Raw genomic sequence first — 17587 nt, 5'->3', positions numbered from 1 at the left:
CAGCCGGACATGGTGCTCCTGGATGCGGTGATGCCGGATCTGGATGGGTTTGAGTGCTGCCGTCGCCTCCACGCCCAAAACCCCGACATGCCGATTTTAATCCTCACAGCTTTAGAAGACGAAGCCTTTGTCAGTGAGGCCTTTGCCGCCGGTGCCAGCGACTACATCCCCAAGCCCATCCACTGGTCGGTTTTGAAGCGGCGGCTGCGCCACTTGCTGCAAGCCAACCAGGCCCAGCGCCGTCTGCAGCAGATTAACCAGGAACTGGAAGCCAAGGTGCAGGAGCGCACCGCCCAACTGGCCTGCCAGGTGGCAGATCTGGAGCAGCTCAACCGCCTCAAAGACCACTTTCTGGCCACGGTCTCCCACGAGCTGCGCACGCCTTTGACCAAGATCAAGCTAGCCCTGGAACTCCTGGGCCGCACCCCCATCAACGAGAAGCAGCGGCAATACCGGGACATTGCCCTGCAGGAGTGCGAGGCCGAAATCCAGCTCATCAACCGCCTATTGGATCTGCAGGGCCTGGAAGGGAAAGACCTGGGCTCTGCCGTTGCAGCTATTGACCTGCCCCACCTCTGGCACAGCTTGATCGAGTCGGCGCAGCAATGCACCCAGGCCCGCTCCCTCACGCTGCAGGTGGGGGATCTGCCCCCCTCCCCCTGGCGGTTTTACAGCCATCCGCAGCTCCTGACCCAGATCCTCAAAGAACTGCTGGACAACGCCTGCAAGTTTACCCAGCCAGGTGGCACGATCCGTCTAGAGGTTCAGCCAATCCCTGAAGGGGTTGAGTTTAAGATCGCCAACACGGCTCAGATCGAGCCGGAACATCTGCCCCGCCTCTTCGAGCGCTTCTACCGCGTGCCCACTGCGGATCCCTGGGCCCAGCCAGGTAGCGGCCTGGGGTTGGCTTTGGTGAAGCAGTGGGTGGAGCATCTCAAGGGCCACGTTCGAGTCAGCAGCGAGGACGGGTGGACGTGTTTTGTACTCCGCCTACCCAGCCTAGAGTTGTCCGGCAGGATGTGATCAATGGCCGACGGCAGCGGCAGTTTCGGCGGTGGCAAAGGAAGTGCCGCAGCCACAGCTAGCCACCGCGTTGGGGTTCTTGAATTTGAAACCGCCCCCCAACAGATCCTCGGAAAAGTCGACGGTAAGGCCCTGGATCAAAGTCATGCTCAAGGGATCCACTGCCACCCGAATATCGCCAAAGTCAAAGGTATGGTCATCAGGGTTGGCCTGGGGCTCGAAGTTCATCACGTAAGAGAGGCCAGAGCAGCCGCTGGGCTTGACCCCCAGCCGCAGGATGGGCTGGGATCCCTCCTTCTCGTACTTGCTGCGCAGGCGTTTTAGCTCTTGGATGGCGCTCTCGGTCAAGGTGATCATGGCGGGAAAGCTGACACTTACTTTTCATCCTAACAAGGGTTTTGGGCCGCCTTTTCCCTGCGCGCGGCAGGAACAGTTGATAAGCTAGGGATCCCATTCCTTCAACTTTACCGTTCTGCCCTTGTGACGGATCCCAACGCCATTCGTGTTACCTTCTTGGGCACCAGCTCCGGCATGCCCACCCGCCAGCGCAATGTCTCTGGCGTGGCGGTGCAGTTTCCGCAGCGGTCGGAATGGTGGCTGTTTGATTGTGGCGAGGGCACCCAACACCAACTGTTGCGGCTGGACGAGCTGCGCCCCAGCCAGTTGCGCCGCATTTTCATCACCCACATGCACGGGGATCACATCTACGGCCTGCCGGGGCTGTTGGCCTCCTGTGGCCTGGGCAGTACCCCCCAACACATCGACATCTACGGCCCCCCCGGCCTGGAAGAGTACCTGAAGGCGGTGCTGCGCTACAGCGAGACGCGGATCCCCTATTCCTTCCGGGTTCACACCGTAGAAACAGGTCTCATTCTTCAGGATCCAGAATATTGGGTTTTTTGCGCGCCCCTGGATCACCGGGTGCCCGCCTTCGGCTACCGCGTGGTGGAACAGGATCGGCCAGGCACTTTCGACGTGGCCAAGGCTCAGGCCGACGGGATCCCGCCCGGCCCCCTCTACGGCCAGCTCAAGGCCGGGCAATCCATCTTCTGGCAGGGCCGCCACTTCCACGGGCGAGATTATGTGGGGGATCCCATCCCAGGGCGCAAGTTCTCCTACTGCACCGACACCATCTTCTGCCGCAACGCCGTCGATCTCTCCCGTGCTGCTGACCTGGTCATCCACGAGGCCACCTACGCCGAAGCGGATCGCGAACTGGCTCAGCGCGCCAAGCACTCCACTGCCGCCATGGCTGCGCGGGTGGCCGCCGAAGCCAAGGCCCAGACCCTCATCCTCACCCACTTCAGTCCCCGCTACACCCCCGAAGCTCCCATCACCCTAGAAGACTTGCTGGCGGAAGCTCAAGCGATTTTTCCCAACACAATTCTGGCCCGGGATCGGATGACCTACGCGATCCCGCGCCGCAGCCCTGCTCCCCTGCCGGTGGGGGTCTAGACCCGCCTTGCTAGCTAGAATGATAGGACTGACAGCCTCAACCTGCGATGACGGATCCCAGACCCTATCCTGAACGGCCTCCATTTCCAGAGCGGCCCAAAACCGAGCAACTGGATCAAAACGCCAGCGAGTGGCAAGCTTTCAGCGCCTTGCCCCCGGCAACCTCCCTGCCTCCTGTACAAGCAGAGCGACCGGCTTCCCAAGCAGCCAGCTCGCCCCAGGCCGAGGAAAACCTGCCCAAACTGGCCCCCTGGGGCAAACGGATCGGGGCCTTTGCCCTGGATTTTGGGCTGGGGCTGGGGGTCTCCTACCTGGCGCAGGGCTTGGCTTCTCTGGTGGGAGCCGATGCGGGCGCCGTGGACATGACCGGCTACATCGCCTTCTTCGCCACCTGGCTGGTGAACCGCGGCTACTTCCAATCCCGCCCCGCTGGCCAAAGCCTTGGCAAATGGCTGCTGAACCTCAAAACCTTGGATCCCGAAACCGAGGCACCGCCCCACCTGGTTCGCTCCCTGGCCCGCGAGGGGGTGCTCTCCCTATTTGTGCTCACGGAAGCCCTGCTGGTGCCCCTGGCGGCCGATGGCCTGTTCGCCCTCTTCGACAAGGAAAAACGCCAGAGCATCCACGACCGGGCCGGGCGCACCCTGGTGGTGGAATCGGAGCAGGGCTACCACCTGGATGAAAAAGCCCTGCGGTTGCTGCAGGACATCCTGGAGGGGGACGCCGCCGAGGACGTCAAGTCCGCCGCTCGCGAGCTGTTGCGCCAAGCCCAACGCAATGAGGCAGTGCGCGATCTTTCCCAGCAGATGCAGCGCCTGAGCAAGGACGTGGATCGGAACACCCGCAGCCTAAGACAACAAACCGGCAAGCAAGTCAAAAACTGGGTTGATTCCGTCAAAGAAAAGTTGGATAATTGGTGATCGCGCTTACGAGGTGAACCCATCTCCAGCCTCAACCCCTGGGGTTGGGGGTTCCCAAGTGCTTTTACTTCCTCCACCTTGGGATCCGTCATGGCCAAAGCAAAGGGTGCTCGCATCATCATTACCCTGGAGTGTACGGAGTGCCGCACCAACGTCAATAAGCGTTCTCCAGGGGTGAACCGCTACACCACCACCAAAAATCGCCGTAACACCACGGCCCGCTTGGAGCTGAAGAAATTCTGCCCCAAGTGCAACCGCCACACCGTCCATAAAGAGATCAAGTAGTTCAAGCCGCTTTACCGTTCCCCTGACCTATGGTTTACGCTCGTCGCCGCCTGTCTCCCATCAAGCCGGGAGAGCCGATCAAATACACCGATGTTGAGCTGCTCAAGAAATTTGTAACCGAGCGAGGCAAGATCCTGCCCCGCCGCATCACCGGCCTGACCGCCAAGCAGCAGCGGGAGCTGTCCGCCGCCATCAAACGGGCGCGCATCATGGGCCTACTTTACTTTGTCAACAAAGAAGGATAAGTTGCTGGTTGCTTTCTCCGGATCCCGATGAGCCTGCAGCTTTCGCCGCAATTGCAAGCTCGAATGGCCCAACCCCTTGAGATTGGCGGGGTGAAGATTTTTAGTCGCGTCTTTCAGGCACCCCTGTCGGGAGTAACCGACAAAGTGTTTCGGGGGCTGGTACGCCGCTTTGCCCCGCAAAGCCTGGTCTACACCGAAATGGTGAACGCGACCGGCTTGCACTATGCCCGCGAGCTACCCCGCATTATGGAAGTGGGGGAGGGGGAGCAGCCCATCGGCATTCAGTTGTTCGACTGCCGACCCCACTTTTTGGCGGAAGCAGCCCGTATGGCGGTGGATGAGGGGGCGACCTTGGTAGATATCAACATGGGCTGCCCTGTGAACAAGATCACCAAAAACGGCGGCGGCTCTGCCCTGCTGCGGGAGCCGGACACGGCAGCCCGGATTGTGGAAGCGGTGGCCAAAGCCGTGCCCGTACCTGTTACAGTGAAAACTCGCCTGGGTTGGTCGGATCAGGAGATCAACATTCTGGATTTTGCCCACCGGCTGCAGGAGGCCGGAGCGCAATTGCTGACTTTGCATGGCCGGACACGGGCTCAGGGGTTCAACGGCAAAGCCCGTTGGGATTGGATTCGCCGTGTCAAAGAGCATCTGCGCATTCCGGTAATTGCCAACGGGGATATTTTCTCACCAGCGGCGGCGGTAAAGTGTCTGGAGGAAACTGGCGCCGATGGGGTGATGTGCTCCCGCGGCACCATGGGCTATCCCTTCCTGGTGGGGCAAATCGATTACTTCCTGAAAACCGGCCAAGAAAGACCAGCTCCTACCCCCCTGGAGCGGATTCAAATGGCTTTAGAACACTTGCGGGGCCTCTGGGAGTGTAAGGGGGAACGTGGCATCCGACAGGCCCGCAAGCACATGACTTGGTACATCAAAGATTTTGTGGGGGCTTCTCAATTCCGCGCCCTTCTCTGTCGCATCGAAACCTTGCAAGAAGGGGAAACCCTGCTTTTGCAAGCTATGGAGCGCTGCCAAGAAACAACCTCTCGACCGGAAGAGGCGCTTGAAACGACTGAGGGGATCGACCTTCTTCCTGAGGCGGGTTAGGCGTAGTTCCCCTCTCCTTTTGGGGGAGGGGGTAAAGCATCTCAATCTTGCTTGCAAGGCTACGACGCCTGCTGCTGGGACAGAGCTGCCACCAGTTTGTCTCCCATTTCCCGGCAACCCACTAAGGTTGTTCCCTCGGAATAGATATCTGGGGTGCGGTAACCCTGTGCCAAAACGGCCTCTACCGCCTGTTCGATGCGGTCGGCAGCTTGCGGCTGTTCCAGGGAGTAACGCAGCAGCAGAGCGCCGGAGAGCACCTGGGCAATGGGGTTGGCTTTGTCTTGTCCGGCAATATCGGGAGCCGACCCGTGTACCGGCTCGTACACCCCAGGGCCGGAGGATCCCAAGGAGGCCGAGGGCAGCATACCAATAGAGCCGGTCAGCATTGCCGCCTCGTCGGACAGGATATCGCCGAAGAGATTGCCGGTGAGGATGACGTCGAACTGCTTGGGCCAGCGCACCAACTGCATAGCAGCATTGTCGATGTAGAGGTGGGAAAGTTCCACGTCGGGGTACTCAGCCGCCATGGCATTGACCCGCTCCCGCCACAGTTGCGATACCTCCAGGACATTGGCCTTGTCCACCGAGCAGAGCTTGCGCCGCCGCTTGCGCGCCAGTTCGAAGGCCACACGAGCGATGCGATCGACCTCGGCCTCGCTGTAGACCATGGTGTTCACGCCGCGCCGGGATCCCTTGGCATCTGTGAAGATCCCTTTGGGTTGACCAAAGTAGATGCCCCCTGTTAGCTCGCGTACCACCACCAGGTCGATCCCCGCGATAACCTCCGGCTTCAGGGAAGAGGCCGCCACCAGTTGGGGGAAGACTTTCACCGGGCGCAAGTTGGCAAAGAGCCCCAGGCCGGCCCGCAAGCCCAACAAAGCCCGTTCTGGGCGTTTCTCAGGAGGCAGGGTGTCGTACTTAAAGTCGCCAACCGCTGCCAGATAGACGGCGTCGCTCTCCTGGGCCATTTTCAGGGTTTCTGGCGGCAAGGGATCCCCCGTTTCCTCATAGGCCGCCCCGCCGATCAGACCCTCCTGCCACTGAATGGAAAACCCCATCTGGGCAGCAACCGCATCCAAGACAGCCCGCCCCACCCGCATGATTTCTGGGCCAATCCCATCGCCGGCTAGGGCCGTGATCCGATAGGTTCGAGCAGTTGCGGCGCTCATGAGCAGTCAAGCTGAAGACAATGGCGTAGAAATACTACCATTTCGGCGGGCTCAGCCATCCCTTGGCACACAGGTTTGTGGAGAACTCCCCCAAAAAGCTCTCTCCAGGGATGATATAAGGTGCAGCCTGGCCACTGACCTGCTGCACCCTATAACAATAATGATGAGCAAACCCTCAAGCTAAAGCTCTAGAACAAGCCCAAGGTGACCCACTTATCCAAGGGCAAAGTGGCACCGATACCCAGGTAGAGGGTAACCAAGGTGCCGATCAAAAACACCGTCGTCGCCACCGGGCGGCGCAGCGGATTTTGGAACTTGTTGACGTTTTCGATGAAGGGCACAAACAAAAGACCGACAGGAATAGCAGACATCAGAGCAATCCCCAACAACTTGTTGGGAGCAATACGCAAAATGTGAAAAGCGGGGTAGAGATACCATTCCGGCAGAATTTCCAGCGGTGTGGCAAAGGGATCCGCCGGCTCGCCCACCCCTGCGGGATCCATGACCGCCAGGCCGACGATTAGACCGATGGTACCCAGGATCACCACCGGAAACATAAAAAGCAAATCGTTGGGCCAAGCAGGCTCACCATAGGTCATATGGCCCATGTTTTTCTTCAGCTTGGCTACAACCTTGGGGTTGTCTAGGTCAACTTTGCGGGTAATGGCCTCAGTCGCTATGACCTGCTTTGAGATAGCCATGAGAGTTCTCCTTGCAAAAATCCTGAACCAGAAGCTAAAGGGTCACCGTTTGCGGAGCCAAGAGACAAACTTTGCTCACAAAGGCCCAGAAATCCCTTGGCGGCGGATCATCAGAAAGTGCATGGTCATGAAGACCGCAGCCAGCCAGGGTAACACAAAAGTATGCAAGCTGTAGAAGCGAGTCAGAGTCGCTTGGCCGACAGCTTCGCCGCCACGGATAAGCTGCACCAACAAGTCACCCACCACCGGAATCGCACTGGGCACACCGGAGACGATCTTGACTGCCCAGTAGCCCACCTGATCCCAGGGCAGGGAGTAGCCGGTAACGCCAAAAGAAACTGTCAGCACCGCCAAGATCACACCGGTCACCCAGGTCAGCTCGCGAGGCTTCTTGAACCCTCCTGTCAGATAAACCCGGAAGGTGTGTAGGATCATCATCAACACCATCATGGAGGCGCTCCAGCGATGGATGGAGCGCAGCAGCCAGCCGAAGTTGACCTGGGTCATGATGTAGTTGACCGACTCAAAGGCCTCGGCCACCGTCGGACGGTAGTAGAAGGTCATGGCGAAGCCGGTGGCAAACTGAATAAGGAAGCACACCAGCGTCACCCCGCCAAGGCAGTAGAAGATGTTAACGTGAGGCGGAATGAATTTCCCAGTTGCGTCGTCGACGAAAGGCGTAATCTCCAGCCGCTCGTCCAACCAGTCGTAAACTTTGCTCATGATGCCTGCAGTTTTTGAAAAGTGGATCTTGAGGGCAGGGCAGGCCTGCTCCACTCAGCAATCTAACACAATTCTTTAACACCATCCTGACGCAAGGCTCAGCTTTGGGAGCCAGATCTCGATCCCGACAGGCCAGACGACTTTTCAATGCTGTGTTTTGTTCACATTTCTTAACTTTTTTTAGGATAGATGGTTGTGCAGAAGCTGAGACACACAGGGCTCCATCGGAGATGGTGGGGGATCCGAGCAAGGTTGGCCTGGGGCATCCGCATTGTTCTGCTGGGGTGTTTGCTCTGGGCGAGTTTGGGCATGGATGCCTGTCCAGTTCAGGCCAGTCGCTGGGGAGAAGAGCAGCAACTGCTGGCGCAGGCCTGGGCCTATGTGGATCGAGCCTATGTAGATCCGGGGTTTAACGGGCAAAACTGGTGGCAGGTGCGGCAACGGTTTCTCTCCCGGCCCCTGAAGGATCGGCAAGAGACCTACCGCGCTATTGAGGAGATGTTGGCGACGCTGGGGGATCCTTTTACCCGCTTTCTGGACAAAGAGCACTACCTTAGCTTGCAGACCTCTACAGCCGGGGAGCTGAGCGGTGTCGGTTTGCAGATCGCCATCGACGAGCAGGGCTCGGTGCGGGTAATTGCGCCTATGGAAGGCACTCCTGCCGAGCAGGCCGGGATTCAACCTCAGGACGAGATTTTGGCCGTGGATGGGGTGCCGGTGGCAGGGCTGAGCTTAGACGAAGTGGCCGAACGGCTGCGGGGGCGCAGCGGCACGCCGGTTACTCTGAAGCTGAAGCGGCAGGATCGCGTTTGGGAGGTGGAGCTGGTGCGCCAGTCGATCACCATCAACCCCGTGCGCACCCGTTTTTTTGAGCTGCCTCAGGGAACGGTGGCCTACATTCGCCTCAGCCAGTTCAACGGCAATGCTGCCGCTCAGGTTCGTCAAGCCATTCGGGCCGCTGAAGCTCAGGGGGTGCGGGGCTACATTCTCGACTTGCGCAACAACCCAGGGGGACTCTTACAGGCGGCCATCGAGATCGCCCGCTTCTGGATCCCCAAGGGCGACATCGTGCTGGTGACGGATCGCCACGGCATTCAAGACAGCATTCCCGCCACCGGCGAGGTGCTCACAGAGGCGCCGCTGGTGGTCTTGGTGAACCAGGGCAGCGCCAGTGCCAGTGAAGTGTTGGCCGGGGCACTTCAGGACAGTGGGCGAGCCCGACTGGTGGGAACGCGCACCTTTGGCAAGGGGCTGATCCAATCCCTGCTGGAGCTGGCAGATGGCTCTGGGCTGGCGGTGACGACGGCCAAGTACCTCACCCCCAGCGGCCATAACATCCATCACCAGGGGATCCAGCCGGATGTGGTGGTGGGGGAGGGATCCGTTCCCCTAACGGCAGAAACCCTGGCCGGGCCGGAGGACATCCAGCTTCAGCGAGCCCTGGAGCTGTTGGGGCAGCCCCAGGGGATCCCGGTGGCACAAGGCCGCTAGGAGGGGATTGCGTTCCAGGTCTCCACCCCGTGGAGATCTCAATCTTTGGCATTCGGGATGGGGACTCCTGTTTGTTTTCGATTCGTTTTAGGATCGGGAGCAGAGTTGCCTGGGCCACTTCTCGGCTCCGGCGTCGATCTCTGACTTTGTCCGCTCCCGCCTGCATGAACGCCATCCAACAATTCCACCACTTTTTCAACTGCTGCATCGGGGCTTGGCGCACCGAGCGCACCTACCATTACCTAGACCGTGGCGAGGTGGAGCGCTCCCGCACCGAGTTCACCATTCGCACCCTCACCCCTGAGCTGAAGCACAAGGTGCTGGCCGACAACAACTACCCCAACCACAACGTGGATGGTTTTTTGGGCTTTCACTTGGCTTTTGAGACGGTTTCCGAAACGGGGGAGGAGGCCGGGCAAGAGCTGAACATGCTGTTTGTCCCTCGGCAAGAAACCTCCCTGGGTCTGGAGGGAGACTATCTGCGGGATCGGGCCTATGAGGAAGATCGCCCGATGGTGGCGGTTTTCCGGTTCGATCCTGGATCCCTGCAACTGGTGATGACCACCACCTACACGCGCGTGGTTGCCGTAGATACCATCACCCTACTCAATCCTCGTCTGCGCCTGCGGCAGATCCTCACCTACCGACGCCCCCCTCAAGGTCAGCCTTTGCAGGAGCTGTTGCTGGTGGGGTTTGGAGTAGAACAGAAGCTGACCTAGCCTGCGGAGCCCGAAGATGGCCCTTCCCGAAAACCTGGGATTGACCCAGCACCTGGCCCTGATCCAGTCGAAGTTCGAGCGAGGAGACTATCGGCAGGCGCTGGAACAGATAAAGCAGGCCCAAAGCCGCTACCCACAGTCGGGCAAGCTACGGCTCTGGCAGGCCCTGGCCCAAGAAGCCCTTGGCGAAACGCAGGAGGCCATCCGGTTGGCCCAAACCCTGCTGCGCAACCCGGATCCAGAAGTTGCCCAGCAGGCTCGCTATGTTTTGGGCATCTGGCAAGCTCCCCGTCTGCGGCGTCCGGCGGAGTGGTTGAGCGAAATTCCCGATCTCAGCCGGCTCGAGGAAGCTGACCCCCCGGCGTACCGCTTGGACTATGGGCAATCTCAGCGCAAGGGCTCTTCCCCCAAATCTGGCGATTCCCTTGATCCTCGCGAAGCCGCTCCCCCGTTGGATACAAAGCCGCTCACCTGGGCGTTAATCGGGATCCTCTCTGCCCTGCTGGCCGTGATGGCCTGGCTGCCCTAGATGGGGGTACATAAGACTCCCCCAAGCTTAGGTTGCGGCAGGTCGGCAAGCTGTGGAGAAAACAGCAGGGCACCTCATGGGGATCCCAGTTAAAAGCTGGCGGGAGGAACAACGACCCTCGCCGCCGCGGAGTTGAGGGGAGATACTGGAAATAGATCGATGCGGGAGCGGATCGGGGTCAAGGGTTCCGATAGGCTCCCCGGCGCGTCTTGGCGAAAAGCGGAGGTTAAGAGTGGCTACCCAAACATTGGTGATGGACGCAGTAGAACAGTTGGGCCTGCGGGTCACTCTGGGAGATATTGCCTCCAGCACGGGCCTATCTTTACACGAGGCCAAACAAGAGCTGCTGAATTTGGCCCAAAAGGCGGAGGGGCATCTGCAAGTTTCCCGGCAGGGGGAGATCGCCTACGTTTTCCCGCCTGATTTTCGCAGCATTCTCAAGCGCAAAGAGCAGCAGGATCGGCTTGCCGCCCTGCGTCGCAAGCTGTGGGGGGGCTTTCTCTATGGGCTGCGCATCTCCTTTGGCATCCTGCTGGTGGTGTCGATTGTTTTGATCGTTTTGGCCTTGATTGCTCTGCAGATGGCCAGTAGCCGCGAGGAGGACAATCGCAGCCGGTCGCGGGGGATAGGGTTTTACTACTTTCCCAACCTTTGGGTTGGCAACCCCTTCTGGGATCCCTATCCCTACTACTACAGGGACTATTCCGGTCGGGCGCGCCCCCGCCAGGAACAAGCAGAGATGAACTTTTTGGAGGCGGTGTACAGCTTCCTGTTTGGGGATGGGGATCCCAATGCCAACCTAGAGGAGGAGCGCTATGCCCTCATCGGCCAACTGATTCGCGCCAATGGAGGGGTGATCACAGCAGAGCAGGTGTTGCCCTATCTGGATGTGGAGCCGGGATCCCCGGCCCTGGAGTATGAAGACTACATGCTGCCGATTTTGCTCAAGTTCGACGGTCAGCCGGAGGTGAGCGACGACGGGGATATCGTCTACCGCTTCCCGGAGCTGCAGGTGGCCGCCTCAGAGCGCCAGCCCAAGGGGATCCCTGAAGTGTTGCAAGAGAAACCCTGGGTGTTTAGCCGGGCTACACCTGGTCAACTGACCCTGGCGGGGGGATTGGGGGTGCTCAATTTCTTTCTGGCCGCCATTCTCTACGGAGCGCGGGAAGAGGTGGCCGCCGCCGCCGGCAGCAACGCCTTTTTGGCGTTTATCTACCCGCTGATTGGATTCCTCTTCCTCTACGGCACGCTGTTTTTGGCCGTGCCTGCCGTTCGCTGGCTGGCCTTGCAAATTCGCAATCAAGGGGTGGAGCGGCGCAATCGCATCCGGCAGCTTTGGCGAGAGCAACTGAAGCGTCCCACAGAGGCGCTGCTGCGCAAACTCAACTTTGCCCGCCGCTTCCGCCGTCAGGAAGTTGTGTCCGAGTCCGACACCATTTACTCGACCGACCGAGATCTGATCGAGCAGCGGGACTACCGTCTGGACGAGCCGGCATTCCGCACGCTGCTGGAACTGGAATCAGAAGCTCAGGAGGATCGCCCCGAAACCGAACCAGTGCGCAAGCAGCGTCCCCTCTAGGACTTACAGCAACCACTCGGAGGCCCGCTCCCCCACCTTTTGCAAATCTAGAGGAATGGCCACCGCTTTGCCCATGCGAGGCCTCTGACGGGTGGCTTCGATTTCGCGGCGCACGGTTTCCCACACCCCCCAAGCCTGTAAATGGGCCATCACCTTCTCCAAGTGGGCCAGGTACTCGGCCTCGCTCAAGGGAAAAGAGGGCTGCTCCAGGTAGCGCCACATCACCAGCAACACCACCTTTTGCTGGATACGCCGCAACTGCACGTCGTAGGAGCAGCCCCACTTGTCTTGCAGCAAAGCTTGAAAGTCGGATCCCGTCATCGCACTGGCTTGAGACTGGCTTCAATGTTGCCGGGTAGGCTGAAGGCCTTGGGTTCACCGTTGCATTTCTTAACGATATTGGCCAAAGGGGTCGGTTAGGATGGTGTCGCTTGTCAACGAACGTTAAAACTTCTCAGGTCTGCATTTGCCATTATGACGGAAGCGGTTAGCAACTTTGAAGCCCCCCCCATGAGCCGGCGGGTTTTTCTGAATGCCCTGCTCAGTGGCTCGGTGGGAGTGGTGGTGGTGGGCGCCCTCTACCCGGTGGTGAAGTATTTTATTCCGCCCTCGTCCGGGGGAGGGGGTGAGGGCCTCATCGCTCAGGACGCCCTCGGCAAGCCCATCAGCGTCAGTGAACTGTTGGCCACCCATGCCGCCACGGATCGGGTGCTGGCCCAAGGCTTAAAGGGGGATCCCACCTATATCGTGATCGACAACGGGGCGGTGGCCAATTACGGCCTCAATGCTGTTTGCACCCACCTCGGCTGTGTGGTGCCCTGGAATGTGGGAGAAAACTTGTTTAAGTGCCCTTGCCACGGATCCCAGTACGCGGCCAACGGCAAGGTGATCCGGGGGCCGGCTCCCCGCTCGCTGGAGCTGGTGAGCGCCACAGTGGATGGCGACAACGTTCGCTTCAGCCCCTGGCAAGGCCCCGATTTCCGCGAGGCCTAGCTGAAGGAGCAAGGGATCCCGACAGCTCTACGGCGGCAATTGGGTTCAACTGTTAACTGAGGTTAACTGAATTCCCGGTCGTGCCAGCGGGATGGAGTCCTTTTAAAACGGTGAGTCAGGATCCCGATGGCGAGGTGAGCCGCTTGTGGTTAGGTCAGCTTCTGCCGAGCGAGGTGGGGCGAATGATCGAGATCGCTCTTCCCCAATTGTGTTCCAAAACTGTGATTGCAATCCATTCTGAGCTGGACTTATGAAGCGAATTTGCTTAGCCGTGTGTGCGCTGCTGCTGTTGCTGGGGATGGGATCCCGTCCGGCGGCAGCCTACCCTTATTACGCCCAGATGGCCTACGACAACCCCCGCGAGGCCACCGGAAAAATTGTCTGCGCCAACTGCCACCTGAACGCCATGCCCGCCCGTGCCGAAGTGCCGCAGGCGGTTACCCCTGGCCAGGTGTTCACCATCAAGGTCGGGATCCCTTATGACCTGAGCAAACAGCAGGTGCTGGGGGATGGCAGCAAAGGCGGGCTGAATGTGGGTGCTGTGGTGGTGTTGCCGGAGGGCTTCCGTTTGGCTACCGAAGAGGAGATGACCGAGGAACAGCGGCAGGAAACCGCCGAGACCTACATCACCCCCTACAGCGACGAGAAGCCCAACATCCTTCTGGTGGGCCCTTTGCCCGGCGAGCAACACCAGGAAATCGTCTTCCCGGTGGTAGCGCCTGACCCGAAAGAGGATCCCTCGGTGGCCTTCATGAAATATCGGGTCTATGTCGGCGCCAACCGCGGTCGTGGCCAGATCAACCCCGACGGCAGCCTCAGCAACAACAACGTCTTCCGCGCTCCCGCCACCGGTCGCCTGGCCAGCATTGCCACCGTCGAGTCGGATCTCAGCGACCTGCCAGCTGAGCTGGCCGCCCTAGTGCCGCCCGAATACGAGTTGCCGGGCACGCGGGTGCTCAGTTTCGAGACCGAAAACGGGATCCAAAACTTGGTAGTGCCGCCGGGGCCGGAGTTGGTGGTTAACGTGGGCGACAGCGTCCAAGAGGGGGATCCGGTCACCAACAACCCCAACGTGGGCGGCTTTGGCCAAGCAGAGCGGGATCTGGTGTTGCAAAGCCCGGATCGGGTGAAATGGCTGGTGGCCTTCCTGGCAGCGGTGGCCATCACCCAGCTCCTGCTGGTGCTCAAGAAAAAGCAAGTGGAACTCATTCAGGCGGCAGAACTTTTGGGCTAGCCCAACCGTTCCCATACTTTTTCCACCACCCCGGAACCAGCCGGGGTGCTTTTTTCTAGGGGATCCGCAGCTCTCCCACAATCACCAACACCGCTTGGCCGGCAATCTCCACACGAGGGCCGAGATCGCGGCACCACAGCTCGCCTCCCCGCGTCGAGAGCTGGCGGGCTTTGAGCTCAGCCCGGCCCAGGCGCCTCGACCAATAGGGCATCAAAAGACACTGGGCAGATCCCGTCACCGGATCCTCCACGATCCCCAACTGGGGGGCGAAAACGCGGCAGACGAAATCCGGCCCATCCTTCAGATCCTCCCCAGAGGCGGTGACGATCAAGCCGGAAACGGGGAGCGCCTGAACCTGGGCCCAATCCGGCTGCACCTGCTGCACCTGCTGGGCCGAAGCCAGCACCGCCATACCCATGCCTCCGCGGCACAGATCTACAGGTGGGATCCCCAAAGCCGCTGCCACCTGCTCTTGCGCTTCCGGCCAGGGCTGGGGAGCCTGGGCGGGAAAATCCATCGCCAGCCGCTCCCCCTGCCGCCGCACCGACAACCGGCCACTGCGGGTGGAAAAGGCCACCTCCTGAGCTTCCGGGTGCACCCCGGTCAAGAGCACATAGGCACCGGCCAAGGTGGCATGGCCACAGAGATCCACTTCCGTCGTCGGAGTAAACCAGCGCAGCCCATAGTGGGGAACAGCGCCCAGGGATCCCTGGGGCAGCAAAAAAGCCGTCTCCGACAAATTGTTCTCCGCCGCAATCGCTTGCATCAAAGCTGCCGGCAGCTCCTGGGGCAGCAAACACACCGCCGCCGGGTTGCCCCCAAAAGGCACCGCCGTAAAGGCATCCACTTGAAACAACGGGATCCGCACCTGCTTGCTCCACCCCCCTCAGGCCATGATCCCACAACAGGCCCAGAAGTAGAGAGATCCGTACCCAACCGTACCTGCCCAAAAGCGGGATCCCGCCCACAGGGGCTATTGTCAGGCCAGAAAGTTGGCTGATAAACTAGCACTCGTAAGTCGAGAGTGCTAAAACCTCGATTTGCACAAGCTTAAGGTCTCGACTCATAAGTTAAACCCTTCAGCTTCGTGCTTTCGGATCACGGAGGAAAATTGTCATGGCTGCAGTAGCTCTGAACGTCTCTACCCTGAAGCCGCTGGGCGACCGCGTGCTGGTCAAAATTGCCCAGCAGGACGAGAAAACCGCAGGCGGCATCTTTTTGCCCGACACTGCCAAAGAAAAACCCCAAGTGGGGGAGGTGGTCGCTGTCGGCCCCGGCAAGCGCAATGACGAGGGCAAGTTGATCCCGATGGAACTGAAGGCCGGCGATAAAGTGCTCTACTCCAAGTACGCCGGCACAGAAGTGAAGCTGGGCAGCGATGAATATGTGCTGCTGGCCGAGCGGGACATTCTCGCCATTGTTCAGTAATTCATCAGTGCTTCGGTAGCAACTCAACTGCAATTCAGCAGTCGAGCCGTTGAGTCTTTGTTTCACCCTTACCGGCGTTTGTACGTCAGAGGTTAACTATGGCCAAATCGATCATTTTCAGCGAAGACGCTCGTCGCGCCCTTGAGCACGGCATGGATGTATTGGCAGAAGCAGTAGCCGTTACTCTTGGCCCCAAAGGGCGCAACGTTGTACTGGAGAAAAAATTTGGCGCGCCCCAAATCATCAACGATGGGGTAACCATCGCCAAAGAAATCGAGCTGGAAGACCACATTGAAAACACCGGCGTCTCCCTGATCCGTCAGGCGGCTTCCAAGACCAACGACACGGCTGGTGACGGCACCACCACCGCCACCGTCTTGGCCCATGCCATGGTTAAAGAAGGGCTGAAAAACGTAGCCGCCGGCGCCAACCCGATTGCCCTCAAGCGCGGCATTGACAAGGCGGTGAAGTTCCTGGTGGACAAGATCGCCGAACATGCCCGCCCAGTGGAAGACTCCAAAGCCATTGCCCAAGTAGCGTCCATTTCCGCCGGCAACGATGAGGAAGTGGGCCGCATGATTGCCGAGGCCATGGACAAAGTGGGCCGCGAAGGGGTGATCTCCCTGGAAGAAGGCAAGTCCATGACCACCGAGCTGGAAGTGACGGAGGGGATGCGCTTTGACAAAGGCTACATCTCTCCCTACTTCGTCACCGACACGGAGCGGATGGAGGCGGTTCTGGAAAACCCCTACATCCTGATTACCGATAAGAAAATCACCCTGGTGCAAGACCTGGTGCCGGTTCTGGAGCAAGTGGCCCGCGCCGGTCGTCCGCTGCTGATCATCGCCGAAGACATCGAGAAAGAAGCCCTGGCCACCCTGGTGGTAAACAAGCTGCGGGGCGTGCTGAGCGTGGTAGCGGTGAAAGCGCCTGGCTTTGGGGATCGCCGCAAGGCCATGCTGGAAGACATCGCCATCCTCACCGGCGGTGAGGTCATCAGCGAAGAACGCGGCCTGAAGCTGGAGAACGCCCGTCTCGACTCCTTCGGCTCGGCCCGTCGCGTCACGGTAACCAAAGACCACACCACCATCGTGGCGGAAGGCAACGAAGCGGCCGTCAAAGCCCGCTGCGAGCAAATCCGTCGCCAAATTGAAGAAACCGATTCCACCTACGACAAAGAAAAACTGCAGGAGCGCCTGGCCAAGCTCTCCGGCGGTGTGGCGGTGATCAAAGTGGGCGCGGCCACCGAAACCGAGATGAAGGATCGCAAGCTGCGCCTGGAGGACGCCATCAACGCCACCAAAGCGGCGGTGGAAGAAGGGATCGTCCCGGGCGGCGGCACTACCCTGGCGCACCTGATGCCGGTGGTCACCGAGTGGGCGCAGGCCAACCTGTCCGGCGATGAGCTGGTGGGGGCCAACCTGGTTGCCCGTGCGCTGGGCGCTCCGCTGCGCCGCATTGCCGAGAACGCCGGCCAGAACGGCTCGATCGTGCTGGAGCGGGTGAAAGAGAAACCCTTCACGGTGGGTTACGATGCCCAGAACGACGCCTATGTGGACATGTTTGAAGCGGGTATCGTTGACCCGGCCAAAGTGACCCGTTCTGCTCTGCAAAACGCTGCCTCGATTGCCAGCATGGTGCTCACCACCGAAGCGATCGTGGTGGACAAGCCCGAGCCCAAAACCAACACGCCGGCCAGCAGCGGCAGCGGCATGGGTGACTACGACTACTAATCCTCTGGCGAGGGCAGGGTGAGGTTTCTCCACTCATCAGAAAACCTACTGCCTCGCCGGTTCGTAGTCCACTGCCCTGAATAGGATAGATCTTTCGGGATCCCCCTTAGCGGGATCCCTTCTTAGGTTTTGAGGTGGATGTTAGAGGACGGTTCCAAATTGGATAGAGGCCGTGCGAGGGCGCTACTGGCAGTCGAACAGCGAGGGAACCCTACTCCCCTCTCCCTGAGGGAGAGGGGCTGGGGGTGAGGGA

At 59.8% G+C, this 17587-nt stretch carries 20 protein-coding genes; 14 read left to right on the top strand and 6 right to left on the bottom strand.

Going from position 1 to position 17587, the window contains the following annotated elements; translation table 11 throughout:
- A partial coding sequence (locus NW844_RS03210; RefSeq protein WP_414333419.1) for an ATP-binding protein occupies positions 1–1023 on the top strand: 1023 nt, incomplete at its 5' end.
- On the opposite strand, the gene NW844_RS03205 is transcribed toward NW844_RS03210, so the two are convergent.
- Entirely contained in the window at positions 1024–1380 is a 357-nt protein-coding gene (locus tag NW844_RS03205) for a HesB/IscA family protein (RefSeq protein ID WP_414333417.1), read from the bottom strand. It abuts the gene before it with no gap.
- A gap of 141 nt (positions 1381–1521) precedes the next feature.
- Here NW844_RS03205 and rnz point away from each other — a divergent pair, with 141 nt between their 5' ends.
- The 5 genes from rnz (at position 1522) to dusB (ending at position 5035) form a co-directional block, all read left to right on the top strand.
- Positions 1522–2478 (top strand): ribonuclease Z, encoded by a 957-nt coding sequence (gene rnz / locus NW844_RS03200; protein ID WP_414333432.1) that lies wholly within the window; start codon positions 1522–1524, stop codon positions 2476–2478.
- Positions 2479–2525: 47 nt separating this feature from the next.
- Positions 2526–3398 (top strand): RDD family protein, encoded by an 873-nt coding sequence (locus NW844_RS03195; protein WP_414333415.1) that lies wholly within the window; start codon positions 2526–2528, stop codon positions 3396–3398.
- Between the two features lie 90 nt (positions 3399–3488).
- The gene (rpmG, locus tag NW844_RS03190; RefSeq protein WP_011430486.1) at positions 3489–3683 is read left to right on the top strand and encodes a 50S ribosomal protein L33; all 195 of its coding nucleotides are present in this window, start codon (positions 3489–3491) and stop codon (positions 3681–3683) included.
- Between the two features lie 29 nt (positions 3684–3712).
- The gene (gene rpsR, locus NW844_RS03185) at positions 3713–3928 is read left to right on the top strand and encodes a 30S ribosomal protein S18 (protein ID WP_414333413.1); all 216 of its coding nucleotides are present in this window, start codon (positions 3713–3715) and stop codon (positions 3926–3928) included.
- A 27-nt stretch (positions 3929–3955) separates the two neighbouring features.
- Positions 3956–5035: a tRNA dihydrouridine synthase DusB gene (gene dusB, locus NW844_RS03180; protein WP_414333411.1), complete on the top strand. Its 1080-nt coding sequence runs from the start codon at positions 3956–3958 to the stop codon at positions 5033–5035.
- A 59-nt stretch (positions 5036–5094) separates the two neighbouring features.
- Here the strand turns inward: dusB and leuB are convergent, their stop codons facing one another.
- The 3 genes from leuB to petB all read right to left on the bottom strand — a co-directional run bounded on the left by leuB (position 5095) and on the right by petB (position 7628).
- Positions 5095–6204, bottom strand: a complete 1110-nt coding sequence (gene leuB / locus NW844_RS03175) for a 3-isopropylmalate dehydrogenase (RefSeq protein ID WP_414333409.1) — start codon at positions 6202–6204, stop codon at positions 5095–5097.
- 188 nt (positions 6205–6392) lie between these two features.
- The gene (gene petD, locus NW844_RS03170) at positions 6393–6905 is read right to left on the bottom strand and encodes a cytochrome b6-f complex subunit IV (RefSeq protein WP_414333407.1); all 513 of its coding nucleotides are present in this window, start codon (positions 6903–6905) and stop codon (positions 6393–6395) included.
- 75 nt (positions 6906–6980) lie between these two features.
- The gene (gene petB, locus NW844_RS03165) at positions 6981–7628 is read right to left on the bottom strand and encodes a cytochrome b6 (protein ID WP_414333405.1); all 648 of its coding nucleotides are present in this window, start codon (positions 7626–7628) and stop codon (positions 6981–6983) included.
- Between the two features lie 189 nt (positions 7629–7817).
- Here petB and NW844_RS03160 point away from each other — a divergent pair, with 189 nt between their 5' ends.
- From NW844_RS03160 to NW844_RS03145, 4 genes are all read left to right on the top strand, one after another.
- Positions 7818–9119, top strand: coding sequence for a S41 family peptidase (locus NW844_RS03160; RefSeq protein ID WP_414333403.1), 1302 nt, complete (start codon positions 7818–7820; stop codon positions 9117–9119).
- Between the two features lie 164 nt (positions 9120–9283).
- The gene (locus tag NW844_RS03155; protein WP_414333401.1) at positions 9284–9838 is read left to right on the top strand and encodes a phycobiliprotein lyase; all 555 of its coding nucleotides are present in this window, start codon (positions 9284–9286) and stop codon (positions 9836–9838) included.
- 16 nt (positions 9839–9854) lie between these two features.
- Positions 9855–10367, top strand: a complete 513-nt coding sequence (locus NW844_RS03150) for a tetratricopeptide repeat protein (protein ID WP_414333399.1) — start codon at positions 9855–9857, stop codon at positions 10365–10367.
- Positions 10368–10599: 232 nt separating this feature from the next.
- Positions 10600–11946 (top strand): hypothetical protein, encoded by a 1347-nt coding sequence (locus NW844_RS03145; protein WP_414333397.1) that lies wholly within the window; start codon positions 10600–10602, stop codon positions 11944–11946.
- 3 nt (positions 11947–11949) lie between these two features.
- On the opposite strand, the gene NW844_RS03140 is transcribed toward NW844_RS03145, so the two are convergent.
- On the bottom strand, positions 11950–12267 hold the full coding sequence (locus NW844_RS03140) for a DUF3067 family protein (RefSeq protein WP_414333396.1): 318 nt from the start codon (positions 12265–12267) through the stop codon (positions 11950–11952).
- Positions 12268–12420: 153 nt separating this feature from the next.
- Here NW844_RS03140 and NW844_RS03135 point away from each other — a divergent pair, with 153 nt between their 5' ends.
- Entirely contained in the window at positions 12421–12939 is a 519-nt protein-coding gene (locus tag NW844_RS03135) for a cytochrome b6-f complex iron-sulfur subunit (protein ID WP_414333394.1), read from the top strand.
- 250 nt (positions 12940–13189) lie between these two features.
- Positions 13190–14173, top strand: coding sequence for an apocytochrome f (locus NW844_RS03130; protein ID WP_414333392.1), 984 nt, complete (start codon positions 13190–13192; stop codon positions 14171–14173).
- Between the two features lie 55 nt (positions 14174–14228).
- Here NW844_RS03130 and NW844_RS03125 read toward each other — a convergent pair whose 3' ends face one another.
- Positions 14229–15041: a PhzF family phenazine biosynthesis protein gene (locus NW844_RS03125; RefSeq protein ID WP_414333390.1), complete on the bottom strand. Its 813-nt coding sequence runs from the start codon at positions 15039–15041 to the stop codon at positions 14229–14231.
- A gap of 248 nt (positions 15042–15289) precedes the next feature.
- Here NW844_RS03125 and groES point away from each other — a divergent pair, with 248 nt between their 5' ends.
- Entirely contained in the window at positions 15290–15601 is a 312-nt protein-coding gene (gene groES, locus NW844_RS03120; protein WP_011433225.1) for a co-chaperone GroES, read from the top strand.
- Positions 15602–15699: 98 nt separating this feature from the next.
- Positions 15700–17334, top strand: coding sequence for a chaperonin GroEL (groL, locus tag NW844_RS03115; RefSeq protein WP_414333388.1), 1635 nt, complete (start codon positions 15700–15702; stop codon positions 17332–17334).
- Positions 17335–17587: the final 253 nt, after the last annotated feature.

Origin of the sequence: Synechococcus sp. H55.2 (assembly GCF_047462495.1) — a bacterium.
GTDB lineage: Bacteria > Cyanobacteriota > Cyanobacteriia > Thermostichales > Thermostichaceae > Thermostichus.
Note: the sequence above shows the minus strand (reverse complement) of the source record. Positions and strands in the feature narration are given on the sequence as shown.